Consider the following 24,417-nt stretch of genomic DNA (forward strand, 5'->3'; position numbering starts at 1 on the left):
AATGTGCTTGCTTTACATCTCACATTAACGATAGCCTCGTATAGCTTGGTAAACATAAAGCTCACCAAGTGTTGTGTTAAAGATATACTCAACTTCATTCAAGATGCAGGTGGTCGATAATATAAATAAACATCAGAAGCATAGCGTTCGATGTGACTGAGTAGATAAGGCTCCGCCAACTATCTGGCACCTTGAATAACAACTGACATCATCTAACCAATGAACTTAAGATGGATTTCCACTCTCAACCTTTGTTGGGCTAAATGAGATTCCTTCGTGAATCAAGACAATAAGTTCAACGTTCTGTCATGATGGTAAAGTGGGTGTTAGCTGCTGATAGGCCATCCCTCTTTCTGCGAAAAGAATATGAGCGGGTCGTCATGAACTACCGGCCGCAAACAGAAGGGAAACGATACCAAATTACTCTACTGTATGAAGATAATGTTACCCCGGCAGAGTTAAGAAAACACCTTGGTGTTTACAAGTCTACTGTATCGCGCAATTGAGCGTCTGAGGGCTATGAGCCCAATCCTTGGTGACGGGGAGGCTGACCGCTATCGTGCCACTCGCAGAGTATAAGAGCCTTATTTATCTGACGAAAAAGTTTTTATAAAGCAGATAACGAGGTCAGTAATGCCATTATCTCGCTACTGAATGATAACTCAGACGTCTGCCATTGCATCACGTTCGATAATAGTGGTAATAGCCAAAGCATTGGACGCTGAGATGTACTCCGCTCATCCCTGCGCCTCCTATGAGCGAGGGCTGAATGAGAACACAAACAGGCTTCTTCACCAGCTTATCCCGACGGGGGCTGACCAGAAGAAGATTTACAACGCTATCAGGGGACGCTAAACAGCAAGCCACGCAAGTGGTTTGGGTTCAGACAACCTTCGGTGGTGTTTGCAGAGCTAAGAAAGGCGGCTTGGCGTTGCACTTAGGACTTAAATCCGCCGTTACCTCAAAAAAGGTTAATTTTATGTTTTTAAAAAAACTTACAAGCTTGAGATTTACTCTGCTTACTATTATTACAACTGTCATGTTACTTAATGCGCCTTCTGTCTTTGCAGAAAGCAAACCTTCTATAAAAGTCACGTTGCTTGGTACAGGAAATCCAGAACCATCTATTCAGCGCTTTGGCCCAAGTGTACTCGTAGAGGCAGGGTCGGAAAAAATGGTTTTCGATGCTGGGGCTGGTACGGCAAAACGGTTATGGCAGCTAGGTATTCCTCTCGGTAACGCCGGTCCCTTTTTCCTGACACATCTTCATTCCGACCATACAGTTGATATCCCTGATATTTGGTTGAATGGTTATGTTGCAACTCCCTACGGCGGTCGTAAAACTCCGTTGGAAGTTTATGGACCTGAAGGGACTAAAAATATGATGATGTACTTAAGGAAAGCGTTTGATTGGGATATCCATGGTAGGGAACGTGGCCCAGGAAAGCCTGTTGTCGCTTTTACCGCAACAGAAATTAAAGAAGGTGTTGTTTTTAATAGAAATGGCGTAGTGGTGACTGCATTTCTTGTCGACCATGGACATCCTGATCTTACCCCTGCATTCGGTTATCGAGTAGACTATGCTGGGAAATCTGTTGTTATCTCTGGCGATACTCGCTTTAACAAAAACCTGATAAAATTCGCAAAGGATACGGATGTTATTATTCATGAAGTAATCGCAGCAAATCCAAAATTATTAGCCCAATCTGAAGCGGTTAGAGGTATCGTGGGATTGCATACCCCCCCTGATGATGCTGGAAGAGTATTTAGTGCTGTCAAGCCAAAACTTGCTGTTTATACTCATATTGTTCTGTTAGGTAATAGTTCTTTTCCGGCACCTAGCGTCGATGAACTGGTCCCTCTTACCAGAGAGACATATATAGGGCCGGTAGTAGTTGGCGAGGACTTAATGAGAATTAACATTGGTGATACAGTTAGCATTGAAAAATTGACACTTCCAGCCCATTAACATGATTCTTTTTCATTAAAATGTCGTCGGGTAACAGGGTTTTGTCGCATTAATTCGTTGTCAGGTAACATACTGTCGTGATGCTACTCACAGATGTCTCTGATCCGCAAAGCGTTCAAACCTCGGAATTATCCCGTAGATATGATGGCTCAGTGTATATACGGATACCTCGCCTATTCACTGAGCCAGCGAAACGTCGAAGAGATGACAGGCCAACCGCATCAATGATTAACATTCATTTTGCTGTCAAAATCCTTCGCTCAGTATCTGGGGCAAGAGCATGAGTGGGTTATTTTTAATCAACCCACGAATTCAGATAATAAGGGCCGCGAATAAAACCGAATTGATTCGAATGATGCCAATCCCCACATAGGCGGGATGACTGCTGGCGTCGCCTGCCTGATTGGCAGGCTCAAGGTATCTGGCAACGACGTCACGTAGCTATGCTGACCCAGCGACACCAAGATGGCGCATAGTGTTGGAACGTCAGGGCATCGCACTCGCAGTGCTTGTCTCAAGTGCCCATCGCCATGACTCAATGATGTTCGAGCCACTGCTAGATGTTCTCCCCGTGTTAGCAGGTAAGAGAGGACGGCCAAGGCGCCGCCCAGACAAGTTGCACGCAGACAAGGGATATGACTTTCGCCGTGACTGTGATTATCTGAGGCAACGGGGAGTCAATGCTCACATTGCCCGGCGGGGCATCGTCGATAGCAATGAGCGATTGGATCGTCATCGCTGGGCCGTAGAGCGAACTCATGGGTGGTTAGCCGGCTTTGGCGAGCTGCGTATTGGTTTCGAACGACGGCTGGATATCCCTTTTGCATTGCTAATGCTGGCGTGTGCCGTGATCTGTTTGCGCTTTGTGGAGAGGTTTTGTTAGCAGGATGCCAGCACCATATGCAACAGCGGATAGGGCTTGCCCTGGCCATCCAGTGGCGAGCGTCCCGTCATGACGAAGCCCATGCGTTGATAGAAGCCGAGTGCCTGCCCATTCTGTTCGTTGACGTCCACCCGGGTCGCCCCTTGGCAGCTGATGGCATGGGCCACCAGCTGGCGCCCGATACCACAGCCTCTTGCCTCGGGTGCGATAAACAGCATCTCGATATTGCCATCGAGCACACCGCAAAAGCCGACGATACCAGCAGCCTCATCCCTGGCACAGACCAGATCGACGGCGGCGAAATAGTGCTCCAGGAGCAGCGGCTTGAGGGCATCAATCTCAGCCTCTGGCAGAAAATGGTGAGTGGCACGCACCGAGGCTTCCCAGAGGGCGATAAGGGTCAGGTGATCCCGCGTATTTGCTTGTTCAATCTGCATGATATGACTCTTGTTATGTGGGACGGACAGCCTTACCAAGAAGTCTCGACTGTGTCACTGCCATCCGCTTGCTGGATGACAAATCCCTGCTCGATAACGACCTGGAAAACCAGCTGTTCATACCGTCGGTGGACCGCCTCCCGCCCTTCCCCCGACAACCGCATCACCTGATAGCAATCCTGTTGCCAGACGATGGCCACCGTGGGGAACGGGATGGCAGGAGGGCGAGTCTTCCCCCGCAGACACGGGGGAAGGGGGTGGCATCAGCGGGTCTTGACCGCCTGCAGCAGGACTGACACGTCAGGCCCGAACTGGCGGCTGCGAATGGCGTCGCGGATGTCACTTTCGCCATAGCGGCTGGCCGGATAGACCAGCACGCAGGCGGTGTCGCCCGGTTTGAGGAAGTGGGTCTCGCCAAAGGGGGTATAACGGGTAGCCCCTATGCTGATGAGCGCATGGGACGGGTAGCCAGCCTGAGCCAACAGCCCCTGGATATGCTCCGCCGGGCCCTCATCCTGCTGATGGTTGAACTTGTCGATGGCCCAGTCCAGCAGCTGTTGATGAAAATAGCTGTAATCGACGGCAGCGCTGTCTACCCCATAAGCGTGCAGCTCGCCGTCACGCTCAAGGTAACAGGCGATGCGATAGTCATCGAGCTCGCAACCGGCTGCGAAATGGGAAAGTGGCAACAGATTGGCCGCCAGCCCCTTGCTCTCTTCCCCCCAGTTCTTCTTCTCGCTGATTTTTTTGGCATTGGGACGACGGATGGAGCAGTCGTTGTAGGCACCAAAGGCGCGGGGATGGATGGCCGACACCTGAGTACCCGCATATTCCAGCTCGCACCAGAGCACCACTTCCGGCTCGATCTGCACCTTCTCGTCACCGCTGACCGCCGCCTCTGGCAAGAAGATCGCCTTCTCGCTCAGGGGAAAGACACCGAGCTGGCCCGGATGACCCGGCACATAAAAGGGGAACAGCGCCTTGGGTGCGCTGGTGTCACGTACCACCACAGCCACGAAATCCGAGGCTTCTCCTGCCTGCTCCAGATGACCGGCGAAATTACCCGCCACCCCGAGTCCGATAAACTTGCTCTCTGTTGTCACTTGCATCTGATCACCTGCATCTTGCCAAAGGACCCACCCAACGGGATCCGCTACCACGAAAGTGGCAAGGATTAAACCACAGTGACTGGCCCTCGCCCAGCCCGGACGCCCCATCCTGTGCGCCAGCCCGAACTTTTCGGCGCCCATTGGCGACTCTCTAACCAGGACCCACCACCTGTTAACACCCGTTTTTCATTCTCTCTCTTGCTGACAGACTGGCGGCCAGCCGCATCACTGACAAAGGCAATCCGCCGATCAGCAACGCCTGCAGAAAAGCGCTCTGCTGGAAAATCGCAAAGCGCAAACGAGCCCGACGGGAAACAGATCGTTTTCACCTCCAGCAAGGCTGATCCCTTGGCCCAACCCGTCAACTTTGGTAGGCTGCCGTCCAGCAAGCTTACAAGGACAGCCTCTATGTCACAGGATCATTTTCAGGGCCGCTATGAAGTCGAATTCAAATATCGACTGGATGACAGACCCGCCTTCATCTCCGCGCTCAAGACGCTGGATCCGGAAGTCATGCTGGAAAACAATCTGGAACAGGACAGCTACTTCGACACACCGGAACCTACCCTGGCCAGAGAGGGCAAGAGCTTGGTGATCCGTACCATGCAGCCTTCCGGCATAAAGCTCTGGATCGTCAAGGGGCCCGAGCGGGATCGCTGCGAGGCGGTCAATATCACGGACGCCGACAAGGCTGCGAGCATGCTGCAGACCTTGGGTTATCAGCAGGTGCTGGCCATCAGCAAGCGGCGCAGCATCTACTTTGTTGGCCCTTTCCACGTCACTCTGGATCACTTGGACGGGCTCGGCGATTTTGCCGAGCTGGCCATCATGACCGATGACGAAGATCGGTTGGAGGAATATAGAGCCGAGTTGGAGCATCTGGCGATAAAGCTGGGCTTGAAGCAGCGAGAATATCGATCCTATAAGGAGTTATGTGAGCTTAATCAATAAGTTATATTTTTAACTTTGGTATAAAAATCACACTTTATCTAAAAATCAAAAAACAACTGATTAAACAAAGGAATGTATTTTGAAGCCCTATCTCGGTGCCCTTTTTTCCTTGCTTGCTGTCGGCTGCAGCTCGACCTATCAACAAGCTGATGTACAAACGATGGCTAATAAACTCGATGCCAGTCAGGGGGTACTCATTTCGCAACCCCAAGATGGGTCATATGAAACTACGCAGTATCAGAATTCGGGACAAATGACAGCCCAAGCAATCTATGCTGCATTTTCCAAGAAAGCCCACAAAGTCGAGATCACGACCAGTTGTCATGGAGATCCTTGCCTGAACAACATTGAACCGACTCAGTTCAGATATTATGTGAAACCCGTCATTCTACATTGGGAGGAGCGGGCAACAGAATGGTCTGGAAAACCGGATGTAATTGAAATTCAGGTAGTTATCTACGACACAATGAGCAAAAAGAGCATAGCAAACAGCTCATTTAAGGGAAAAAGCAAATGGGCTACATTTGGTGGCGATCATCCACAAGATCTACTGCCTGAACCGACCGAAAAATACGTGAATGCTCTCTACTGACCATTTCAACCACCGGGACAAAACCATGATCGACAAACTCGCTTGGCTGACCTTCCAGGATCAGCAACTGCTCTGCGCCCGCTCCCATGGCAAGGCCATCTACTACATTCCCGGCGGCAAACGCGAGACGGGAGAGAGCGATGAAACTGCGCTGGTGCGGGAAATAGAGGAAGAGCTGAGCGTGACCCTGCAAGCCGACAGCCTGCGCCTTGTCTGCGAGTTCCGTGCCCAGGCCGATGGCAAGCCTGAAGGCGTACAAGTCCGATTACGCTGTTACACCGGCGAGGCCAGCGGTACGCCTGTTGCATCGGCCGAGATCGCCGAGCTGCGCTGGTTGGACAGCCGCCATCTGGCCGAGATCTCCCCCGTCTCACGCCTGCTGTTTACCTGGCTGGCAGAGCAGGGGCTCATTCGCTGAGGCATAGCGCAGGCAGGCAAGCGTGATCCGGCGCAACCAACTGGGGCCTTCGGCTTGAAATCGGCGTCAGAAACGGCGAGGCTAACCAGTCATGCGGTAAAACACGGATACCTTATCTCTGTTTGCCGCACAGCGGCGCATGCCCGCTGTCGTGACCACGTTTGACAAGGACTCCCGATGGACATAGTTGAGGTTGATTCCACCCTGGGCATCAAGCCTGCGCTCATCACCCTGCTGCAAGACAGCGTGGCAAGCGGCGCCTCCGTGGGATTTTTACCGCCGCTGACGGAAGAGCAGGGGCTGGGATACTGGCAAGGGATCGAAACGGAGCTGGCGGCAGGCCGCCGTCGGCTCTGGGTCGCCTTCGAGCAGCATCAGCTGGTCGGCGCCGTGCAACTGGCGCTCTGTACCAAGGCCAACGGCCGCCACCGGGCAGAGGTGGAGAAACTGATGGTACACAGTCACGCCCGTGGCAAGGGGATCGGCCGCGCCCTGATGGCCGCCCTGGAGCAAGGGGCCCGTGACGCCGGGCGTACCCTGCTGGTGCTCGATACCCGGGTCGGCGATGTGGCTTCCCGCCTCTATCGCCAGCTGGGCTATCAGGAGGCTGGCCAGATCCCGGACTTTGCCCGCAGTGCCGACGGCCCCCTGGCGGCCACCCTCTTCTTCTACAAGCCGCTCTGAGTTTCCCCTGCAAAGATGGCCTTGCGCCCGGCTCCCAGAGAGGGTGCATGCTTGCCATCGGCATCTCATTGCCCCGAGCAAACCATCAAACAGGCGCCTTGATTAATTTAATCGAGAGATGAGTCCCACTCTCCCTTCACCTGATGGCGGACGAGGCGTATGGTGTGCAAGAAAGACCCGTTTGCATACCAACCGGGTACCACTCACAGCCTTGAGGAATCCTGCATGCCTATTCTGCCTCGTACCGTCACCTCCCCAAAAAAATTCATCATCGGTCATGACCTTCTGCCCCAACTCCATGATCATGTGAAAGATTTTGGCGACAACGCCCTGCTCGTCAGCGACGAGTTCATCCTGGAACGGGTGCGTGAAGAGGCGCTGGCCGGCCTGCTGCAAGCAGGCTTGACGGGTGCGGTCGAGAAGTTCAACTACGAATGTACCGACATCGAAATCCGCCGCCTCTGCGATCTCGCCGAACAGCAGGGCGCTAACGTGATCGTCGGGATCGGCGGCGGCAAGACCCTGGACGTGGCCAAGGCCGTCGCCTTTTATCTGCGCCGCCCCGTGGTGCTGTTCCCCACCATCGCTTCCACCGATGCCCCCTGTACCGCGCTGGCGGTCATTTACAATCAGGCGGGCGAGTTCGAGCGCTATCTGTTCCTGCCCCAGAACCCGGACGTGGTGATCGCCGACACCGCCATCATAGCGGCGGCCCCTGTCCGCTTCTTCGCCGCCGGCGTGGGGGATGCGCTGGCCACCTATTTCGAAGCCCGCGCCTGTTATCGGGCCGATGGCATCAACCTGGTGGGAAAACGCCCCTCCCGCACCGGGCTTGGCCTGGCCCGGCTCTGCTATGAACTGCTGGGGGAAAATATCGAGATGGCAATGGACGCGGTGCGTCATCATGTCACCACGCCGGCGCTGGAACAGATCATCGAGGCCACCATCTACCTGAGCGGGGTCGGCGCCGAGGCCGGTGGTCTGGCGGCGGCCCATGCGGTCAACAACGGCATGTCGGTCGTGCCCGAGCTGCACCGTGCCCAGCACGGAGAGAAGGTGGTCTTCGGGCTGCTGACCCAGCTGGTGCTGGAGCGCGCCCCCCAGGCCGAACTCGACGAGGTGATGCGCATCATTCATGTCGCCGGTCTGCCCATGACACTGCAGGAGATGGGGCTGACCCGCTTTGTCGAGAGCGAGTGGCGCCAGGTGGCAGCGCTTGCCTGCGATCCCCTCGACACCATGGGCAACATGCCCATGGCCGTGAACGAGCAGGATGTCTACGGCGCCATGATCGCGGCCAACGCCATGGCAGAGCGCTATCGGGCCCGCCACCCCAACCATTGATCAATGGATAAAACGCATCCCTGATCAACAATGACAAGGCCAGCCGTGCGGCTGGCCTTGTCTATTGCGCCCCGAAATGCTGGAATGCCCCTTCCCCTCTCAGAACAAGGAGTCACCATGATATTGGAAGTCGCTCATCTGCAGGTCATCCCGGGGCAGGCTGCCGCCTTCGAGCAAGCCTTTGGCCAAGCCCAGGCCATCATCAGTGCCATGCCGGGTTACGCCGGGCACCAGTTGCAGCACTCGCTGACCGATCCCCACCGCTATCTGCTGTTGGTCAGCTGGCAGCGGCTCGAAGATCACACTCAGGGCTTTCGCGGCTCACCCCAGTACCAGCAGTGGAAGGCGTTGTTGCATCACTTCTACGACCCCTTCCCCACGGTGGAGCACTATCAGGCGGTGGCACAGTGCCAGAGGACCGGACCAGGCCAGAGCATCAGGAGCTCATAGCAAGCAGCCAAGGCCCGCGGGCCACACATTTATTACCCGCAGAGCCTGGCACTGACATAGCCATCTGGCCCATGCGGAATCACCAGCTGGGCTATCCGGATAATCACGCCACCCGGTTCTTAAAGGGAACCGGTATCAGGCCAGCCGTTCGGCCCGCGCCGTGATCACAGGCTCGGCAAATGCCGCCTGCGCCGTGATCAGCTGCAACTCATAAGCCTGTGCCTGCCAGGTGTGCAACAGCACAGTGTCCACCGCCGCATTGGTGCGTTCAAACGCCGTCACGGCATCAAAGCCCGCCTGCAGATTGGCCAGCATCAGGGCACTGATGAGATCCCCCACTCCCACCGGCTGACGGGCAAATTCATAGAGCGGACGGGCGATCAGGTAATCCCCATCCGGGGTAGCCAAGAGCATCTCGAAGCGACCCGGCTCGCGAGCGGCGCGACCCAGATGCTTGACCAGCACCATCTTCACCCCCCGGGCCAGCAGCTGATGCGCCGCCGCGCGCGTCTGGATCAGATCCGCCAGGTGCGTGTCACACAGTGTCTCCAGCTCCAGCAAGTTGGGGGCCATGATGTCGGCCACCGGCAGCGCCTGCTCGGTGAGAAAACGGGTGACGCCGGGGGCGACTATGCACCCTTTCTCCGGGTGTCCCATGACGGGATCGCAGAAATAGATGGCATCAGGATTGGCGGCCTTGACCGCAGCCACCACAGTCAGGATCTCGTCCCCCTGCTCGGCAGAGCCCAGATAGCCGCTCAGCACGGCGTCGCACTGGCCCAGCACCTCGATATCCCCCAGCCCCTTGCACAGGGCACTGATGTGACCGGCAGGCATCGCCATCCCCTGCCAGCCTGCCGCGTATTGGGTGTGGTTGGAGAACTGCACCGTGTTGACGGGCCACACCTCCATGCCGAGACGGCGCATGGGAAACACGGCGGCGCTGTTACCGGCACAGCCAAACACCACGTGGGACTGGATTGAGAGAATGCGTTTCATCGACATCACCGCAGAGAAGAGTCAGGGGAAAGGCGCAATATATCGGATGAAGATATTGAACTTCCACTTTTGTGCAGCACAAAGCCGTATTTGGCCTTAAAAACTGCCCACGGAAGGTTCATTTGCCCAACCAGCCTCTTTAGGCACAGTCGCCGCGGCTTTCTGCCTTACCAGATGTGAATCGGATAAGGGGTCACGGTTTATGCTTTGTGAGGTGGTTTCAGCCTCTTGTTTGATGGCATATGAGCATGATAAAGCAGCGCAGCACGTGGCCAGTGCTGAAGGGAAAGAGAATAAGATCCCGCTGGGCAATCAGCTGATATCAGCACCTGCCAGCCAGGCGTGGCGGGCGCAGAGTGGGAAGAGGGAAAAATCCGCTGTCACCATCAGGCCCACCTTCTGCTCAAGGGCGCGCGAAGTGATAAACCCAGCCTTCATCCAGTGCCATGTCAGCGGGGGGCTGTATCAGGGTCGGCAACAGAGACACACTCCCCTTGGCGGCGTATTGCAGCGCCATCAGGGCGCAGATCGCAGCATCGTAGCGATCCGTACCCGTAACCAACTCTGCAGGCAGATGGGGTTGCAGCTCGGCCCTGACCGCAGAGGCCTTGCCACCCACTTTGGCCAGGGCGGGATAGACCTCCAGCACGGCGCGATCGGCCTCTGGCTGCTGCCTGGGTACCAGTTGCAAGTCCGCCAGCCTGGGCAGCATGGCGAGCGCCAGGGTGGCGTTGTTACCAAGCCGGTCGAAGGTGGCAGAAAGGGGCTTCTTGCCATATTGCTGGTGCAACCAGCGCTCACAGTCGCGATAGGCATAAGGGTTGTCTATCTCCCGCTGCGGCACGGCGCACCCGGTCGCCCTCCCTGCCAGCAGATCGCCCAGAGCGCGTGGAAACGCAAGCGGCGCATCGATCCCCAACGCCAGCTGCGGGCAAGCTAACACCTGCATCAGGTTCATCTCATCTTGCAGCGCCGGGCGCAGCAAGGCATCCAGATCCGGCGCCACCCGCGAGCTCAGCCGGAACAGGGGCGACACTCCAAACCAGTGCAGGCGTTGCTCGCGCGCCTGCCAGCCCACCACAGCCACCGCCTGGGCATTGCCCTGCCAGCCTCTCACATCCCAGCCGATACCGATGGCGTCCATGTGTTTCATTGTCATGCCCGTGTCACCTCTGCGCACTATCAATGGAGCACAGGGTAATGGCTGCGTCCCCTAAAGCAAGGCTAGGCGCGCACCTTAGAAGGATTTCTTGAAATTGATCAGCGGCAGTATGGGGAAAATGCCGTTCTCGGCGTAGTTGGCCAGGCCTATCTGCAACCCGTCCAGATGCTTGGTGGCGTTGATGAACCCCAGCTGGAAGGTGGTGCGCTCGGCATAGTTGACGAAGCCCACGTTGGCCAGGGCATTGCCCTTGGCGATGTTGACGGCGCCCCAGTTCAGGCCCTGTACATTGTTGGTCAGGTTGACGAAGCCAAAGTTGATCCCCCTGTCCTGTCCCTCGTGCCAGTTGACGGCGTTGATGGCCACCCCATTGAACTGGTGGCGCACCCGTCCGGCACCGAGGAAAACGCCAAGCTGCAGGCCGCTGAACTGATCCACGTCGGAGAGGGCCAAGATGGGCAGGTCTATCCCCTTCACCTGACCAGTGCGGCCATAGAGAAAGGAGGCCCTGACACCTTCGACCTGATGGGAGGCGGGCAGATTGACACCGGGCAGCGAGACCTGGATGGGTGTGCTGGCATGGGCAACACCACCCAGGGCAAGGGAGCCGCAGGCAAGCAGCAAATAGGCAGGTTTCATCGGGGCTTTCCTTCACAATCAGAGAGAGGCCAGCCTATCAGCACTCGCGTGCGGGAACGAGGCCAGGCCAGCGCTGCTGCGTCACTCCCCGTCTGAATTCATTCGCATAAACTGGACAAACCAGAGTCAAGTTTTAAGCAAAAATTAACATTTATATTATTTACACCAAGCCTCATTTGGTAACACAATACCGAAACGTACGTTTGAACAGAGCAAACGACACGTAACGACTTAAGGATGTAGTCGAACGGATGTAACCGAAGAATGGGCCTGTCGGCCTGTTGCCATACCCTTCTGTCAACCACGGAGACACGCGATGAATATGGACGTAATCAAGACCTTTACCGAGCAGATGCAAGACTTTGCAGCCCCCCTCACCCGTTATAACCAGCTGCTGGCCAGCAACATCGAACAGCTGACCCGGCTGCAGCTGGCCTCCGCCAATGCCTATGCCGAACTGGGATTGAGCCAATTGCAAGCCGCCGGCAAGGTGCAGGATGCCCAAAGCCTGGCGGCTCTCGGCACAGTGCAGCTGGAAACCGCCAGCCAGCTCTCCCGCCAGATGCTGGATGACATCCAGAAGCTCAATACGCTGGGTCTGCAGTTCAAGGAAGAGCTGGATACCCTGGCGGCCGACGGCATCAAAAAGAGCACGGGCAAGGCCTGATATCCCCCGGCTGCCCGGTGCGGGCAGCCACATCTCCCCATGACCCGACACGACAGGCTCGCCCTGCCACGGGCGTGGGTGAAGGAGAGAACATGAGCCAATCATCTTACGGCCCGCTGTTCGAGGCCCTGGCCCACTATAACGACAAGCTGCTGGACATGGCCAAGGCACAGACAGAGCGTACCGCGCAGGCGCTATTGCAGACCAATCTGGACGATCTCGGCCAGGTACTGGAGCAGGGCAGCCAGCAACCCTGGCAACTGATCAACGCCCAGATGAACTGGTGGCAGGATCAGCTCAAGCTGATGCAGCACACCCTGCTGAAAAGTGCAGGCCAGGAGAGCGAGCCGGTGATCACGCCGGAGCGCAGCGATCGCCGCTTCAAGGACGACGCCTGGCGTGATCAGCCCCTTTATGACTACCTCAAGCAATCCTATCTGCTGACTGCCAGGCACCTGCTGGCGTCGATAGATGCGCTGGAAGGGTTGCCCCAGAAGACCCGGGAACGGCTGCGATTTTTTACCCGCCAATACCTCAATGCCATGGCACCCAGCAATTTTCTGGCCACCAACCCCGAGCTGATCAGACTCACGCTGGCATCCAACGGCCAGAATCTGGTGCGCGGACTGGCCCTGCTGACCGAAGATCTGGAGCGCAGCGCCGATCAGCTCAACATCCGCCTCACCGACGAGTCCGCCTTCGAACTGGGGCGGGATCTGGCGTTGACGCCGGGCCGGGTGGTGCAGCGCACCGAACTCTACGAGCTTATCCAGTACAGCCCAACCACAGAGACGGTGGCCAGGACGCCGGTGCTGATAGTGCCGCCCTTCATCAACAAGTACTACATCATGGACATGCGTCCCCAGAATTCTCTGGTCGCCTGGCTGGTCGCCCAGGGCCAGACGGTATTCATGATCTCCTGGCGCAACCCGGGAACAGAGCAGGCCAATATCGATCTCGACGACTACGTGGTCGATGGAGTGATCGCCGCCCTGGACGGCGTGGAAGCAGCCACAGGTGAACGTGAGGTGCACGGTATCGGTTACTGCATCGGCGGCACGGCCCTGTCGCTCGCCATGGGCTGGCTGGCGGCGCGGCGCCAAAAGCAGCGGGTACGCTCTGCCACCCTGTTCACCACCCTGCTTGATTTCTCCCAGCCGGGGGAGATCGGCATCTTCATCCACGAGCCCATCATAGCGGCACTGGAGGCCCAAAATGAGGCTAAGGGCATCATGGATGGACGCCAGCTGGCGGTCTCCTTCAGCCTGCTGCGAGAGAACAGCCTCTACTGGAATTACTACATCGACAGCTACCTCAAGGGTCAAAGCCCGGTGGCATTCGATCTGCTGCACTGGAACAGCGACAGCACCAACGTGGCGGGCAAGACTCACCGCAGCCTGCTACGCCGTCTCTATCTGGAAAATCAACTGGTGAAGGGGGAGCTCAAGATCCGCCACACCCGCATCGATCTCGCCAAGGTGAAGAGCCCTGTACTGCTGGTCTCGGCCATGGACGATCACATTGCCCCCTGGCAGGGCACTTGGCAGGGCATGAAGCTGTTTGGCGGCGAGCAACGCTTCATCCTGGCCGAATCGGGTCACATCGCCGGCATCATCAACCCGCCAGCGGCCAACAAGTACGGTTTCTGGCACAGCGATGCAAGCAGTGACACACCCGCCGCCTGGCTCGCGCAGGCCACCCATCAGAGCGGCTCCTGGTGGCCACAGATGGCCGCCTTCATCCAGGCGCGAGAGGAGGAGGCCACGCCTGTGCCCGCCCGCATCCCGAGCGAGGGAATGGAAGCGGCGCCCGGCGGCTACGTCAAGGTGCGGCTCAACCCCGTTTTTGCCAAGCGTCCAGAGGCGGAGCCGGCATGAGCCCACTCCCCTTTGAAATTGGGCAAAAAGCCAGCCTGACCAAGCGCTTCAGCGCGGCAGAAGTCGGGGCATTCGCCGGCTTGTCGGAGGATTTCAATCCCCTGCATCTGGACCCGGCCTTTGCCGCCACCACGCCGTTCGAGCGACCCATTGTGCACGGCATGCTGCTGGCCAGCCTCTTCTCGGGGCTGCTGGGCCAGCAGTTGCCGGGCAAGGGCACCGTCTACCTGGGGCAGAGCCTCTCCTTCAAGCAACCGGTGTTTGTGGGGGATGGGGTGACGGCCGAGGTGGAGATCATTGCTCTGCGGGCCGACAAGCCCATCATCACCCTGGCCACCCGCATCGTGATAGCGGCCGGGGCCCTCGCCGTGACTGGCGAGGCGGTGGTGAAGTTTGGCTAAGTGCTGATCACAGCCCCCTCCTTCAGCCCGGCCCCACCGGGCTGAATTTTATAGATCCCGCCCTGATGACGGCGGCTCTCCTCAGCCATTATTCCCTAGCCTGCTCGCCCTGACGCGGATCCCCTCTCATTGGCCACCGGCATTGCCTGAAGATAGACGCCCTGCCCCTTTCATTGACGGCCCGAACTGCCTAGAATAACCGCCCTGCTGTTTCAGCCATTCATCCATCTAGAGGATTTCCCATGGAGACGTTTCTGCTCGAAGGCCACCCCTTCGTTGCCTTGTGTGACCTTATCAAGCATCAGGGCTGGGCCGATTGTGGCGGCGCGGCCAAGGCCCTTGTCGCCGATGGTCTGGTGGAAGTGGACGGCCAGATTGAAACCCGCAAGCGCTGCAAGATAGTGGCCGAGCAAGTGGTCAACTTCAATGGCATGAAAGTCGTGGTGAAAGCGGGTGTGAGCCCGGAGATCCTCTGATACCGGCTTGAATAAGGGCGCCGACGCGCCCTTTAGCATTCAGCTGGCCTTGATCGACAGGGTCAGCACGAAACGCGCCATCGCCTCATCTCCGTTCAATGACGGACAGGTGGCCACCACCTGGATGGGGCGATTGACGCGCTGACCGCTCGCCAGCGACTCGTCGATCATGGCGTCAATCTCCTCCCCCGCCGCGCAGTCAAACTGCACGTCCCCCTCGGGCCGCTTCAGAAACTCCCCCTGCACATCCTTGAAGGCGAAGTGTACCTTCTTGCCCCTCGACCGTCCCTTCTCCATCACCAGCAGGCCGCCCACCAGATCGGCGCCGGTCGCCAGGGCACCAAAATACATGCTGCCCAGGTGATTGCGGGTACGCCAGCCAAGGGGAATGCGAATGCACAGCGCCTTGGCGTCCATCCGTTCGATAACGGGGGCACAAAAGCCGATGACGGGAATATAACGCCAGGCAAACAGCCGTAGCGCCATATTGGCTTTGAAACGTTGCAAGTCCATATGCGAACTGATCCGACGAGTTAATGTAAACAGCATGTTGCCACGCAACCCCCTGCTCTACAAGGTTGCCGAGCACGCTTCTGCGGCTTGTCGGCAAACACAAAAAAGAGAGGTGACCCTGGGGCAACCTCTCTTTTATACGACTGGCCTCGCCATCAGGCCCGCTTCTCTTCCAGCCAGGCCCCCTGACTCTGCATCTCGAACAGCTGGGCGTAGTGCCCTCCCTGCGCCATCAGCTCACCATGAGTACCCCGCTCGCTTACCTGGCCACGGGAGAGCAGCAGGATCTCGTCGGCATCGACTATGGTCGAGAGCCGGTGGGCGATGGCAATGGTGGTGCGGCCACGGCGTGCCGCCGAGAGCGCCAGGGAGAGCGCCAGCTCGGTCTGGGAGTCCACGCTGGCGGTGGCTTCATCCAGAATGAGGACGCGCGGATCGCCGACCAGCGCACGCGCAAACGAGAGCAGTTGGCGCTGACCGGCGGAGAGGTTCTTACCCCCCTCCTCCATCAGGGTGTCCAGCCCATCTGGCAGACTCAGCACGAAATCGGCCAGCTGTACCTCGGTCAGCGCCTGCCAGAGCCGCGCCTCATCGAGGCCGTCACGACCCAGACGCAGGTTTTCCGCCAAAGTCCCAACGAAGATAAAGGGATCCTGCTGCACCAGACCTATGCTGCGCCGCACCGCCGCCAGCGACAAGGTGTCCATGGGGCGATCATCGAAACGAATGGTGCCCTGATCCAGCGGGTAGAAACCCATCAGCAGGCTGATGATGGTGGACTTGCCACTGCCGGTGTGGCCCACCAGCGCCAGCATCTGCCCGGGGTGCACGACAAAGCTGACCTCGCGCAGCACCTGTTGCTGACCATCGTAGGAGAAGCTCACCTTGTCAAAGCTGACCCGCCCCTGCAGGGACTGGGTCTCGCCCTCAGTGCTCTCACGGGGCTCGTCAAGCAGGGCAAATACCCGCTCCCCGGCCACCATGGCCTGCTGCAACTGATTGAGCTGGTTGGTCATCTCGATCAGCGGCTCAATCATGCGACCCAAATAGCTGATGAAGGCGTAGAGCACCCCCACCTGGATAGCGCCGCCCGCGTTCAATCCTTCGTGAGCAAACAAGGCGAGCAAGCCTATCAGCACCATCATGTAGAACAAGTCGATGAGGGGGCGCAGCAAAATACCGTTGATCTTGAGGCCCTTGAGCCGCGCCGACCAGTGCTGCTGGTTCACCTCGGCAAAGGCGTTGGCGAAGTGGCGCTCCTGCACCATTGCCTGGATAACCGGCATCCCCTGCAGCGACTCGTTGAGGCGACTGTTGATCTCGGACAGCAAGCTGCGGGTCGTTCGCACCACGGGCACACTCAGTTTCTGGTAGAGCCACATCACAGCGGCCACTGCCGGTAACAGGAAGGCGCACACCAGCATCAGCCGCATATCCAGCAGGGCCATGGAGATGAGGATGCCGCACAGCAGCACCACCTTTTGCACCAGCAGGCCAATCACCTGCACATAGAGGTTCATGATCGCCTCGGTGTCGTTGGTGATACGGGAGATGAGCGAGCCCGAGCGATGTTTGTCAAAGTAGCGGGCCGGCAAGCGTATAGCAGTGGCAAATACCTGCTCGCGCAGGGTCTGTACCACTGCCTGGGCGATGCGGTTAAAGCGCAGGGATTGCAGGTAGAAACCCGCCGCCGAGAGCACCTGCAGGCCGAGATACCCGGCCGCAATGGCGGCAATGGCAGGCCACACCAGCTGACGCGGCGCCAGGTAGTCATCGATGAAGAGCTTGATGAGCAGAGGGCCCGCCACTTCGGCACCGGTGGCCAGCAGCAGGCAGATCCCGGCCTGAATCAACCAGCGGGGATAACGGGCACAGTAAGCCAGCAGGCGTTTAATCGTTGGATTCACCGGCGCCCCCCACATCTTGTCCCAGACGTAAATAACGGGTTCAGCAAGACCACCAGCCGCCGTTTCATGGTCAGGTTCACAGGCTCTCCTCCACGTCTTGTTCCAGCCGCTGATAGCGAACCATGTCTGCGTACCAACCGTTGTGAGCCATCAGGACGCCGTGACGGCCCCGCTCGCTGACGCGCCCCTGCTCCAGCACCAGGATCTCGTCAGCCTGCTCCACCGCCGTCATACGGTGACTGACCAGGATCAAGGTGCGTCTGTGAGCCTTGAGCGCTTGCAAGATCTGCAGCTCAGTATGGGCATCTACCGCCGACAGGGCATCGTCCAGCACCAGGATCGGCCCCTCCAGCAGCAGGGCGCGGGCAATGGCGAGCCGCTGCTTCTGGCCGCCGGAGAGGGTCACCCCCTTCTCTCCCACGTCGGTCTCATAGCCCCTGGGGAAGCGGCGGATGTCATCGTGCACGCAGGCGATGCGCGCCACCCGCTCTATCTCCTCAGCGCTGGCATCGGGCCTGCCAAGGGCGATGTTGGCGGCTATGGTGGTGGAGAACAAAAACGGCTCCTGCGGCACATAGGCAAACTGGTCACGCAGCTCGCCAAGGGCCAGCTGCGCGATGGGCACGGCGCCCATGGTGAGCTCGCCGGCAGTGGGGTTGGCAAGGCGCATCAGCAACTTAAGCAAAGCGCTCTTGCCCGCCCCCGTGCGACCAACCACCCCCAGCATGCCGCCGCGGTGCAGGGTGAAATCGATATCCTGCAGCAAGGTGCGCTGCTCCAGCTGGTAGCTCACCCCCTTGGCCTTGAGCGGCAAAGCAGAGGTAAACGTGGCCGGCTGGGCAGGCTCTTCAATATCGCTGCGCTCGGCCAGCAGGCTCTCGATGCGGGAGTAGGCAGCACTGCCCCGCTCTATGATGTTGAACAACCAGGCGATGGCAAACATGGGCCAGATGAGCTGACCCAGATACATGGTGAAACTGGTGAGCTCCCCTAGGGTCAGCTCGTCACGCACCACCAGCACGCTGCCACCGGCAACGGCGAGAAAATAGGAGCAACCGATACAGAGATAGATGACGGGGTCGAACTTGGCATCGATGCGGGCCACCGCCATATTGCACGCCCCCGCTTGCCGGGTCAGCTCGGCAAAACCCTTGTCCTCCAGAGATTCAACCGCATAGGACTTGAGTACACGCACGCCGGAGAGCGCCTCTTGGGTCTTATTGTTAAGGCGGGAAAAGGCCCCCTGCGCCGCCTTGAACTCCTTGTAGATCTGGGTGCCAAAGCGGTTCATGAAAAACGCCATCACGGGCAGGGGCAGCAGGGAGAGCAGCGTCAACTGCCAGGAGTACTGGCTGCACATGATGGAGAGCACCAGCGCCCCGACTATGATGGAGTCCACCAGGGTCAACACCCCTTCCCCGGCCGTCATCTCCACCGCCTGGATATCGTTGGTGGCGTGAGCCATCAGATCGCCGGTGCGGTGACGCTGGTAAAAATCGGGGCTCATACGGGTGAAGTGGCTGAACAGGCGGTTGCGCAGCACATAGGCCAGCCGGTAAGAGGCGCCAAACAACATGACCCGCCACACGTAGCGCAGCAGATAGATAAGCAGACCCAGTACAAACAGCCCCGCCAGGTAGCGTATCAGGGTATCGTTATCGAGAGAGCCCTTGGCGATGCCATCCACTACCCAGCCCACCACCCTCGGGGGGATCACGGTCAACACGGCCACCATCATCAACAAGGAAATGGCGACCAGATAACGCCGCCACTGCTCCTTGAAGAACCAGCCCAGCCTTGAGAATACGCTCACGTAGATATCCTTTGTCGCGATCAGCCAGAGGCTGCCGCCCGTCACGGGAACACGCAATGCAATCGCCCCCAGAAGGGGGCGATACGAGAGGGCCATGATAGCCTGAAGTGGCTGGCTTGAGAATAATTGCTATTTATCCCGTTACGATAAGCGATCATCTCGCTGTTCAAAGGGACTGTATGGCGTTTCCTGCTGCTCACCGGTCAGCAAGAAGTGAGACACCTCATCCCGGGTCAAGCTGAATACACGCTGCAATTGCTCCAGATCCGGCTCGGTCAGCTCCTCCTGCTGACGCAAGCGCCACTCCAGCTCCCCCGCCATGATCTGCAAGCGGGAGGCCGAAATATTGGCCGACCCCCCCTTCAGGGTATGCAGCAACCGGCAGGCGATATCTGGCTGCTGACGGCGCAGGGCGGAACGGATCTCCCACAGATCATCCTTGTGCTCGGACATGAACAGCTTGAACAGGATTTGCAGTGCCTCCTTATCCTGCTCCAGCCGTTTGAGGGCATCCTCCAGATCCAGCACCCCCATCAGATCCGGCGGCTTCACCTCCAGCGGGACCCGGCATTCGCCGCTGGCACTCTTCACCCACTGCAGCAGGTTGTTGTAGAGATCCAGCTTGCTGACCGGTTTGGTGACATAGCCGTTCATGCCGACCCCGAGACAACGCTCCCGATCACCGGGCATGGCGCTGGCGGTGAGCGCTATGATGGGAACATCGTGCTTGTCCACCATCTTGCGGATCTGGCGGGTCGCATCCAGGCCATCGAGCACCGGCATCTGCAAGTCCATCAGGATCACGTCAAATAGCTGCTCGGAGACCCGCTCGACCGCCTCACGGCCGTTGCTGACCACTGTCACCACGGCATCCACCCGGCGCAGGTATTCGATGATGAGCTGCTGATTGACCCTGTTGTCCTCCGCCAGCAAGACCCTGACGCCTTGCAGCAGCTCACGGAAGTGTTGCTGATCGCCCTGGGCTTCGGCCTGGCGGATCTGCTGATCGTGGGAGCTGCCATTGAGCAGCTCATCCACCTTGGCCAGCAGGGCATTCTCTGTCATGGGTTTGGACAGGAAGTGGGTCAGCCCCATGCTCTCCATACGCCCGTGCAGTCCCTCTTTGGCCCAGGCGCTGGTCATCAGGATGGGCAAGCGCCTCCACTGGCTGTGCTGGTACATCTCGAGGGCCAGATCCAGGCCATCCTCCTGCCCCATACGCCAGTCCAGGATGGCCAGCCGTATGTTCTGGCCCTCCTCGCGCAGCACCTGACGAGCCCGGGAGAGGCTGTTGACCGCCTCCACCCGGACACCGGCACGACCGAGAATGTCCTTGGCAAGATCCAGCACCAGTTCATTGTCATCCATCACCAGAATGAGCGGTTGATGCTCGAAGAAGACCCGACGACCAGACACCCCATAGACGGCCTTGGTCATGGGGATCTCGAACTGGAACACAGAGCCTGTGCCCGGCTTGCTCTGTACTGTGATCCGCCCCCCCATCAGCTCGACCAGCCGCTGGGAGATGTTGAGACCAAGGCCGGATCCCCCATATTTGCGGGTGTTCCCCGCCTCCAGCTGGGTGAAAGGCTGGAACAGCTGGGCCTGCTTCTCCTCGGCGATGCCGATCCCGGTATCCCGCACGCTAAAACGCACCCGCATGGGATGCTGGTTGACCAGGGTGATGGCCACTTCCACCTCCCCCCGCTCGGTAAACTTGATGGCATTGTTGACCAGATTGACCAGCACCTGACCAAGTCGCAGCGGATCGCCGCGCAGGAAATCGGGCACGGCCTGTGACTTGTTGATGATGACCTCGATCTGCTTGCGCTCGGCCAGATCGGCAAACATGCCGGCGAGCGAATCTATCTGCTCGCTGAGATCAAAGTCGATCTCTTCCAGAGTCAGCTTGCCGGACTCGACCTTGGTCAGATCCAGAATGTCATTGATAAGCAACAGCAAGGTATCTGACGAAGATTTGATCTTGCTGAGGTAATCCCGCTGCTGCTGATCCAGCTCGGTCTGCAGCGCCAGCGAACTGAAGCCTATGATGGCGTTCATGGGGGTGCGGATCTCGTGGCTCATGTTGGCCAGAAAATCACTTTTCGCCTGGGCCAGCAAGCCGGTCTGACGCGACAGATCGCTCAGCTTCTGGTTGCGACGCCACAGGGTGACGGCCACCAGCGCGAAACAGAGCATGGCCCCCCCCAGCACGATCAGATAGAAACGGCTCTTGAGGGAGGAGGCCTGATCCATCTTGCTCTGCTTCCAGACCGACAACCCATCAAGCTCATGCATGTCGATAACCTGGTTGCGCAGCACGTGGTAGTCCACCACCTGGTGGCTGACGTCTTCGCTCAACTGGGCAAGACCTGCCACCTCGGGAAGGGAAGGATAGGCCGTCTTGAGCCGTTGTTGCAGCTTTTCCAGCTGCTCCTGCTCGCCCTTGTCCCAGCTGCGCTTGAGGTAGCGACTGAGTTGTGCCAGCTCGGTCAGATCTATGGCCAAAGGAGCATCTGCTGGCAGGGTCGCCAGCAAGGCGTTGAGCTGTTTTTGAAACGGCTGCTCTATGTACTCGATGGCCATCTCCATGGAGTAGAGTTTGGCCAGATCCAGCAGGTAGCTGTCGATGTCGTGCAGCAGGGATTGGGAGTGAGGATTATCAGCAGCGTCGGGGTCATTACGCACCTCGCGCACGAAGCTGTCGAGATTGCTCGACAGCTGGTTGAGACGCTGCTGCACATTGCCATCATTGGCCTTCTCTCGTCCCAGCAGATAAACGGTATCCGTGTTGACCCGGTTGAGGATCAACTCCGCTGCCACGCTGAGTTCGGAGGCCTTCTGCTGCTGACTGAGCAGTTGCCAGCAATAACCGGAGAATGCCAGCAGCGCTACGATGATCAGGCTCAGGACAACACGATTGACCCGTGTCACATTATTCATCCCGTCTAGATTCTCATGTCATGGCCGTGTATCCGCCGACAGAATGCCGAAACCGGATCACTGGCAGTGAAAGATAACTGACTGCTATGTTACCGTTACTCGGCCCTGTCAGTGCAAGAAAGATGTTGCAGGGCTTACGCATACAGGAATCAATTATGTCATTTATCACTACCTATTGTAGTCATTGCTTCACCAAGAACCGCCTGCCTGACGAAAAACTGGATTCAAACGCGAAATGTGGCCGTTGCAAGGCACCGCTGTTTGGTATCACTCCCGTCATGAGCCGTGAGGAACAGTTCGATACCCTGATCCAATCCGACCTTCCGGTCGTGGTCGACTTCTGGGCCAGCTGGTGCGGGCCATGCATACAATTTTCACCAATTTTTCAACAAGTTGCCAGTGAACTTGAACCTAACATTCGCTTTGCCAAGGTCGATACCGAGCAGCAGCAAGCCATCGCGGCCCGCTACGCCATCCGCAGTATCCCCACCCTGATAGTATTCAAGCAGGGCAAGATAATGGCGCAGCGCAGTGGTTCCCTGCCCAAGAGCCTGTTCAAGGAGTGGCTCGCCTCCTTCATTCCTTCCGCCAAATGATAATTAAATGTTTAATTTTTGTTTTTTTAATGTTTTCACCCACCTTGACTCTGTGAGTCTCGGCATGATTTGACGACTTCCCCCTGTTTCACACAGCGGGATAAATGTAATCTCGGCAACACAACAACAACCATAAATTAACCGAGAGAACGCTATGCACACATCTGCTGTCCCCCCCGCTACCCCATCTCGCTGGCTAGACATCAAATCCGGGATTGTCATCCTGGATACGCTGCTGCTCTGTGCCATGCTGGCCTGGCTACCGTTTGATCCCATGGTCAACAAGGGGCTGGGTATTCTGGTCTTCATCGCCATTCTCTGGCTGACTGAAGCCCTGCACGTGACCATCACGGCCCTGCTGGTGCCACTGCTGGCGACCGTGCTCGGGGTGTTTGACATGAGCAAGTCCCTCACCGACTTTGCCAACCCCATCCTATTCCTGTTCTTCGGGGGGTTCGCCCTTGCGGCCGCCCTCTCCAAACAGGGGCTGGACACCCTGATGGCGGGCAAGGTGATGCACCTGGCCAACGGCCATCTGGGTTGGGGCGTCATACTGCTGTTTACCATCACTGCAGCCATGTCCATGTGGATCAGTAACACGGCCACCACCGCCATGATGCTGCCACTGGCCATCGGCATGCTGGCACGGCTCGACAGCAAGCAAGATCGCGCCACCTTCGTGTTCGTGCTGCTGGGGATCGCCTACAGCGCCAGCATTGGTGGCATCGGCACCCTGGTCGGCAGTCCGCCCAACGCCATCGCCGCCGCCCAGATGGGGATTGGCTTCACCGACTGGATGAAATTCGGCATCCCTGTGGTGCTGATCCTGATGCCCTGCGGCATTGCCCTCCTCTATCTGGTCACCCGTCCACAACTCAACCACAGGGTTGAAATCCAGGATGTCACCATCAACTGGACTCGTGAACGCAAGGTCACGCTGGCCATCTTCCTGACCACAGTGGTGCTCTGGATTGGCTCGCAGCCCATCTCCAACGCTTTCGGCGGCGTTCCTCAACTCGATACCCTGATCGCCATGGGCGCCATCGTGGCCATCGTCGTTAGCCGCGTCGCCAGCTGGGATGACGTCAACCAGAACACCGACTGGGGCGTGCTGATGCTGTTTGGCGGCGGCCTGACCCTGAGCGCCATCCTCAAGGCCACCGGTACCAGTGCCTTCCTGGCCAGCCACCTGTCGGCCGTGCTCTCCCATGCCAACATCTTCATCGTGTTGTTGATGCTGGCGGCCTTCGTGGTGTTTCTGACCGAACTGGTCTCCAATACCGCCACCGCCGCCCTGCTGATCCCGCTGTTTGCCGGGGTGGCCGAGGCGCTGGGCGTATCCCCCATCGTCATGGCGGTACTGATCGCCATCGGGGCCTCCTGCGCCTTCATGCTACCGGTGGCCACCCCACCCAATGCCATCGTCTTCGCCAGCGGTCATATCCGCCAGAAAGAGATGATGAAGGCGGGGATGGCACTGAATATCGTGTTCACCGTGCTGCTGGCAGTGCTTGCCTACTTTGTCGGAGACATTCTCTGATCCGCTGACTCGCACCCAGCAAAAAGCCCTCGCAATGCGAGGGCTTT

Annotated in this window: 22 protein-coding genes and 3 pseudogenes; 16 read left to right on the top strand and 9 right to left on the bottom strand. The window is 58.1% G+C overall.

Annotation, left to right across the window (positions count from 1 at the left end; genetic code table 11):
* Nucleotides 1-553: 553 nt before the first annotated feature.
* The 4 genes and pseudogenes from WJM78_RS10855 to WJM78_RS10870 form a co-directional block, all read left to right on the top strand.
* Nucleotides 554-941: pseudogene (locus WJM78_RS10855) on the top strand (IS30 family transposase); the annotation flags it as partial.
* A 98-nt stretch (nucleotides 942-1,039) separates the two neighbouring features.
* Complete coding sequence (locus WJM78_RS10860; RefSeq protein ID WP_339015840.1) at nucleotides 1,040-1,969, top strand: MBL fold metallo-hydrolase; 930 nt, start codon at nucleotides 1,040-1,042, stop codon at nucleotides 1,967-1,969.
* A gap of 93 nt (nucleotides 1,970-2,062) precedes the next feature.
* Nucleotides 2,063-2,176, top strand: a pseudogene (locus WJM78_RS10865) (IS6 family transposase); the annotation flags it as partial.
* 176 nt (nucleotides 2,177-2,352) lie between these two features.
* Nucleotides 2,353-2,852, top strand: a pseudogene (locus WJM78_RS10870) (transposase); the annotation flags it as partial.
* On the opposite strand, the gene WJM78_RS10875 reads toward WJM78_RS10870, so the two are convergent.
* Together WJM78_RS10875 and WJM78_RS10880 are read right to left on the bottom strand one after the other, a co-directional pair.
* Complete coding sequence (locus tag WJM78_RS10875; protein ID WP_339015641.1) at nucleotides 2,849-3,289, bottom strand: acetyltransferase; 441 nt, start codon at nucleotides 3,287-3,289, stop codon at nucleotides 2,849-2,851. The pseudogene WJM78_RS10870 and the gene WJM78_RS10875 sit on opposite strands and share 4 nt — an antisense overlap.
* Before the next feature lie 263 nt (nucleotides 3,290-3,552).
* A complete protein-coding gene (locus WJM78_RS10880) occupies nucleotides 3,553-4,398 on the bottom strand; it encodes a DUF5718 family protein (protein ID WP_339015643.1) in 846 nt (281 codons plus the stop codon).
* 408 nt (nucleotides 4,399-4,806) lie between these two features.
* Between WJM78_RS10880 and cyaB the strand changes: the two genes are divergently transcribed.
* The 6 genes from cyaB to WJM78_RS10910 all read left to right on the top strand — a co-directional run bounded on the left by cyaB (nucleotide 4,807) and on the right by WJM78_RS10910 (nucleotide 8,837).
* Complete coding sequence (gene cyaB, locus WJM78_RS10885; protein WP_275930829.1) at nucleotides 4,807-5,349, top strand: class IV adenylate cyclase; 543 nt, start codon at nucleotides 4,807-4,809, stop codon at nucleotides 5,347-5,349.
* Nucleotides 5,350-5,428: 79 nt separating this feature from the next.
* Entirely contained in the window at nucleotides 5,429-5,941 is a 513-nt protein-coding gene (locus WJM78_RS10890) for a DUF4823 domain-containing protein (RefSeq protein ID WP_339015645.1), read from the top strand.
* Between the two features lie 25 nt (nucleotides 5,942-5,966).
* Nucleotides 5,967-6,359, top strand: coding sequence for an NUDIX domain-containing protein (locus tag WJM78_RS10895; RefSeq protein ID WP_339015647.1), 393 nt, complete (start codon nucleotides 5,967-5,969; stop codon nucleotides 6,357-6,359).
* 177 nt (nucleotides 6,360-6,536) lie between these two features.
* Nucleotides 6,537-7,043: a GNAT family N-acetyltransferase gene (locus tag WJM78_RS10900; RefSeq protein ID WP_339015649.1), complete on the top strand. Its 507-nt coding sequence runs from the start codon at nucleotides 6,537-6,539 to the stop codon at nucleotides 7,041-7,043.
* A 225-nt stretch (nucleotides 7,044-7,268) separates the two neighbouring features.
* The gene (locus WJM78_RS10905) at nucleotides 7,269-8,387 is read left to right on the top strand and encodes a glycerol dehydrogenase (RefSeq protein WP_339015651.1); all 1,119 of its coding nucleotides are present in this window, start codon (nucleotides 7,269-7,271) and stop codon (nucleotides 8,385-8,387) included.
* Nucleotides 8,388-8,504: 117 nt separating this feature from the next.
* Nucleotides 8,505-8,837 carry an antibiotic biosynthesis monooxygenase gene (locus WJM78_RS10910; RefSeq protein ID WP_339015653.1) on the top strand — a complete coding sequence of 111 codons (333 nt, stop codon included), beginning with the start codon at nucleotides 8,505-8,507 and terminating at the stop codon, nucleotides 8,835-8,837.
* Between the two features lie 135 nt (nucleotides 8,838-8,972).
* Here WJM78_RS10910 and pdxY read toward each other — a convergent pair whose 3' ends face one another.
* From pdxY to WJM78_RS10925, 3 genes are all read right to left on the bottom strand, one after another.
* Complete coding sequence (pdxY, locus tag WJM78_RS10915; RefSeq protein ID WP_339015655.1) at nucleotides 8,973-9,836, bottom strand: pyridoxal kinase PdxY; 864 nt, start codon at nucleotides 9,834-9,836, stop codon at nucleotides 8,973-8,975.
* Nucleotides 9,837-10,239: 403 nt separating this feature from the next.
* Nucleotides 10,240-10,995: a DUF429 domain-containing protein gene (locus tag WJM78_RS10920; RefSeq protein WP_339015657.1), complete on the bottom strand. Its 756-nt coding sequence runs from the start codon at nucleotides 10,993-10,995 to the stop codon at nucleotides 10,240-10,242.
* A 78-nt stretch (nucleotides 10,996-11,073) separates the two neighbouring features.
* The gene (locus tag WJM78_RS10925; RefSeq protein WP_108536740.1) at nucleotides 11,074-11,637 is read right to left on the bottom strand and encodes a VC2662 family protein; all 564 of its coding nucleotides are present in this window, start codon (nucleotides 11,635-11,637) and stop codon (nucleotides 11,074-11,076) included.
* A 316-nt stretch (nucleotides 11,638-11,953) separates the two neighbouring features.
* Here WJM78_RS10925 and WJM78_RS10930 point away from each other — a divergent pair, with 316 nt between their 5' ends.
* From WJM78_RS10930 to ybcJ, 4 genes are all read left to right on the top strand, one after another.
* Nucleotides 11,954-12,304 (top strand): phasin family protein, encoded by a 351-nt coding sequence (locus WJM78_RS10930; protein WP_042034856.1) that lies wholly within the window; start codon nucleotides 11,954-11,956, stop codon nucleotides 12,302-12,304.
* Nucleotides 12,305-12,396: 92 nt separating this feature from the next.
* On the top strand, nucleotides 12,397-14,181 hold the full coding sequence (locus WJM78_RS10935) for a class I poly(R)-hydroxyalkanoic acid synthase (RefSeq protein ID WP_339015660.1): 1,785 nt from the start codon (nucleotides 12,397-12,399) through the stop codon (nucleotides 14,179-14,181).
* A complete protein-coding gene (locus WJM78_RS10940; RefSeq protein WP_339015662.1) occupies nucleotides 14,178-14,582 on the top strand; it encodes a MaoC family dehydratase in 405 nt (134 codons plus the stop codon). The genes WJM78_RS10935 and WJM78_RS10940 overlap by 4 nt, the downstream gene beginning before the upstream one ends.
* Before the next feature lie 242 nt (nucleotides 14,583-14,824).
* Nucleotides 14,825-15,058, top strand: coding sequence for a ribosome-associated protein YbcJ (gene ybcJ / locus WJM78_RS10945; RefSeq protein ID WP_042034860.1), 234 nt, complete (start codon nucleotides 14,825-14,827; stop codon nucleotides 15,056-15,058).
* A 39-nt stretch (nucleotides 15,059-15,097) separates the two neighbouring features.
* Here the strand turns inward: ybcJ and WJM78_RS10950 are convergent, their stop codons facing one another.
* From WJM78_RS10950 to WJM78_RS10965, 4 genes are all read right to left on the bottom strand, one after another.
* Entirely contained in the window at nucleotides 15,098-15,571 is a 474-nt protein-coding gene (locus WJM78_RS10950) for a DUF4442 domain-containing protein (RefSeq protein ID WP_212514908.1), read from the bottom strand.
* 155 nt (nucleotides 15,572-15,726) lie between these two features.
* Nucleotides 15,727-17,478, bottom strand: coding sequence for an ABC transporter transmembrane domain-containing protein (locus WJM78_RS10955; RefSeq protein WP_339015666.1), 1,752 nt, complete (start codon nucleotides 17,476-17,478; stop codon nucleotides 15,727-15,729).
* 76 nt (nucleotides 17,479-17,554) lie between these two features.
* Nucleotides 17,555-19,291 carry an ABC transporter transmembrane domain-containing protein gene (locus tag WJM78_RS10960; RefSeq protein ID WP_042034864.1) on the bottom strand — a complete coding sequence of 579 codons (1,737 nt, stop codon included), beginning with the start codon at nucleotides 19,289-19,291 and terminating at the stop codon, nucleotides 17,555-17,557.
* A gap of 141 nt (nucleotides 19,292-19,432) precedes the next feature.
* The gene (locus WJM78_RS10965; protein ID WP_339015668.1) at nucleotides 19,433-22,234 is read right to left on the bottom strand and encodes a response regulator; all 2,802 of its coding nucleotides are present in this window, start codon (nucleotides 22,232-22,234) and stop codon (nucleotides 19,433-19,435) included.
* Nucleotides 22,235-22,389: 155 nt separating this feature from the next.
* Between WJM78_RS10965 and trxC the strand changes: the two genes are divergently transcribed.
* Together trxC and WJM78_RS10975 are read left to right on the top strand one after the other, a co-directional pair.
* Nucleotides 22,390-22,830 carry a thioredoxin TrxC gene (trxC, locus tag WJM78_RS10970; RefSeq protein WP_042034866.1) on the top strand — a complete coding sequence of 147 codons (441 nt, stop codon included), beginning with the start codon at nucleotides 22,390-22,392 and terminating at the stop codon, nucleotides 22,828-22,830.
* A 154-nt stretch (nucleotides 22,831-22,984) separates the two neighbouring features.
* Nucleotides 22,985-24,370, top strand: coding sequence for an SLC13 family permease (locus tag WJM78_RS10975; RefSeq protein ID WP_042034867.1), 1,386 nt, complete (start codon nucleotides 22,985-22,987; stop codon nucleotides 24,368-24,370).
* Nucleotides 24,371-24,417 lie beyond the last annotated feature (47 nt).

Origin of the sequence: Aeromonas popoffii (assembly GCF_037818705.1) — a bacterium.
GTDB classification, from domain to species: domain Bacteria; phylum Pseudomonadota; class Gammaproteobacteria; order Enterobacterales; family Aeromonadaceae; genus Aeromonas; species Aeromonas popoffii.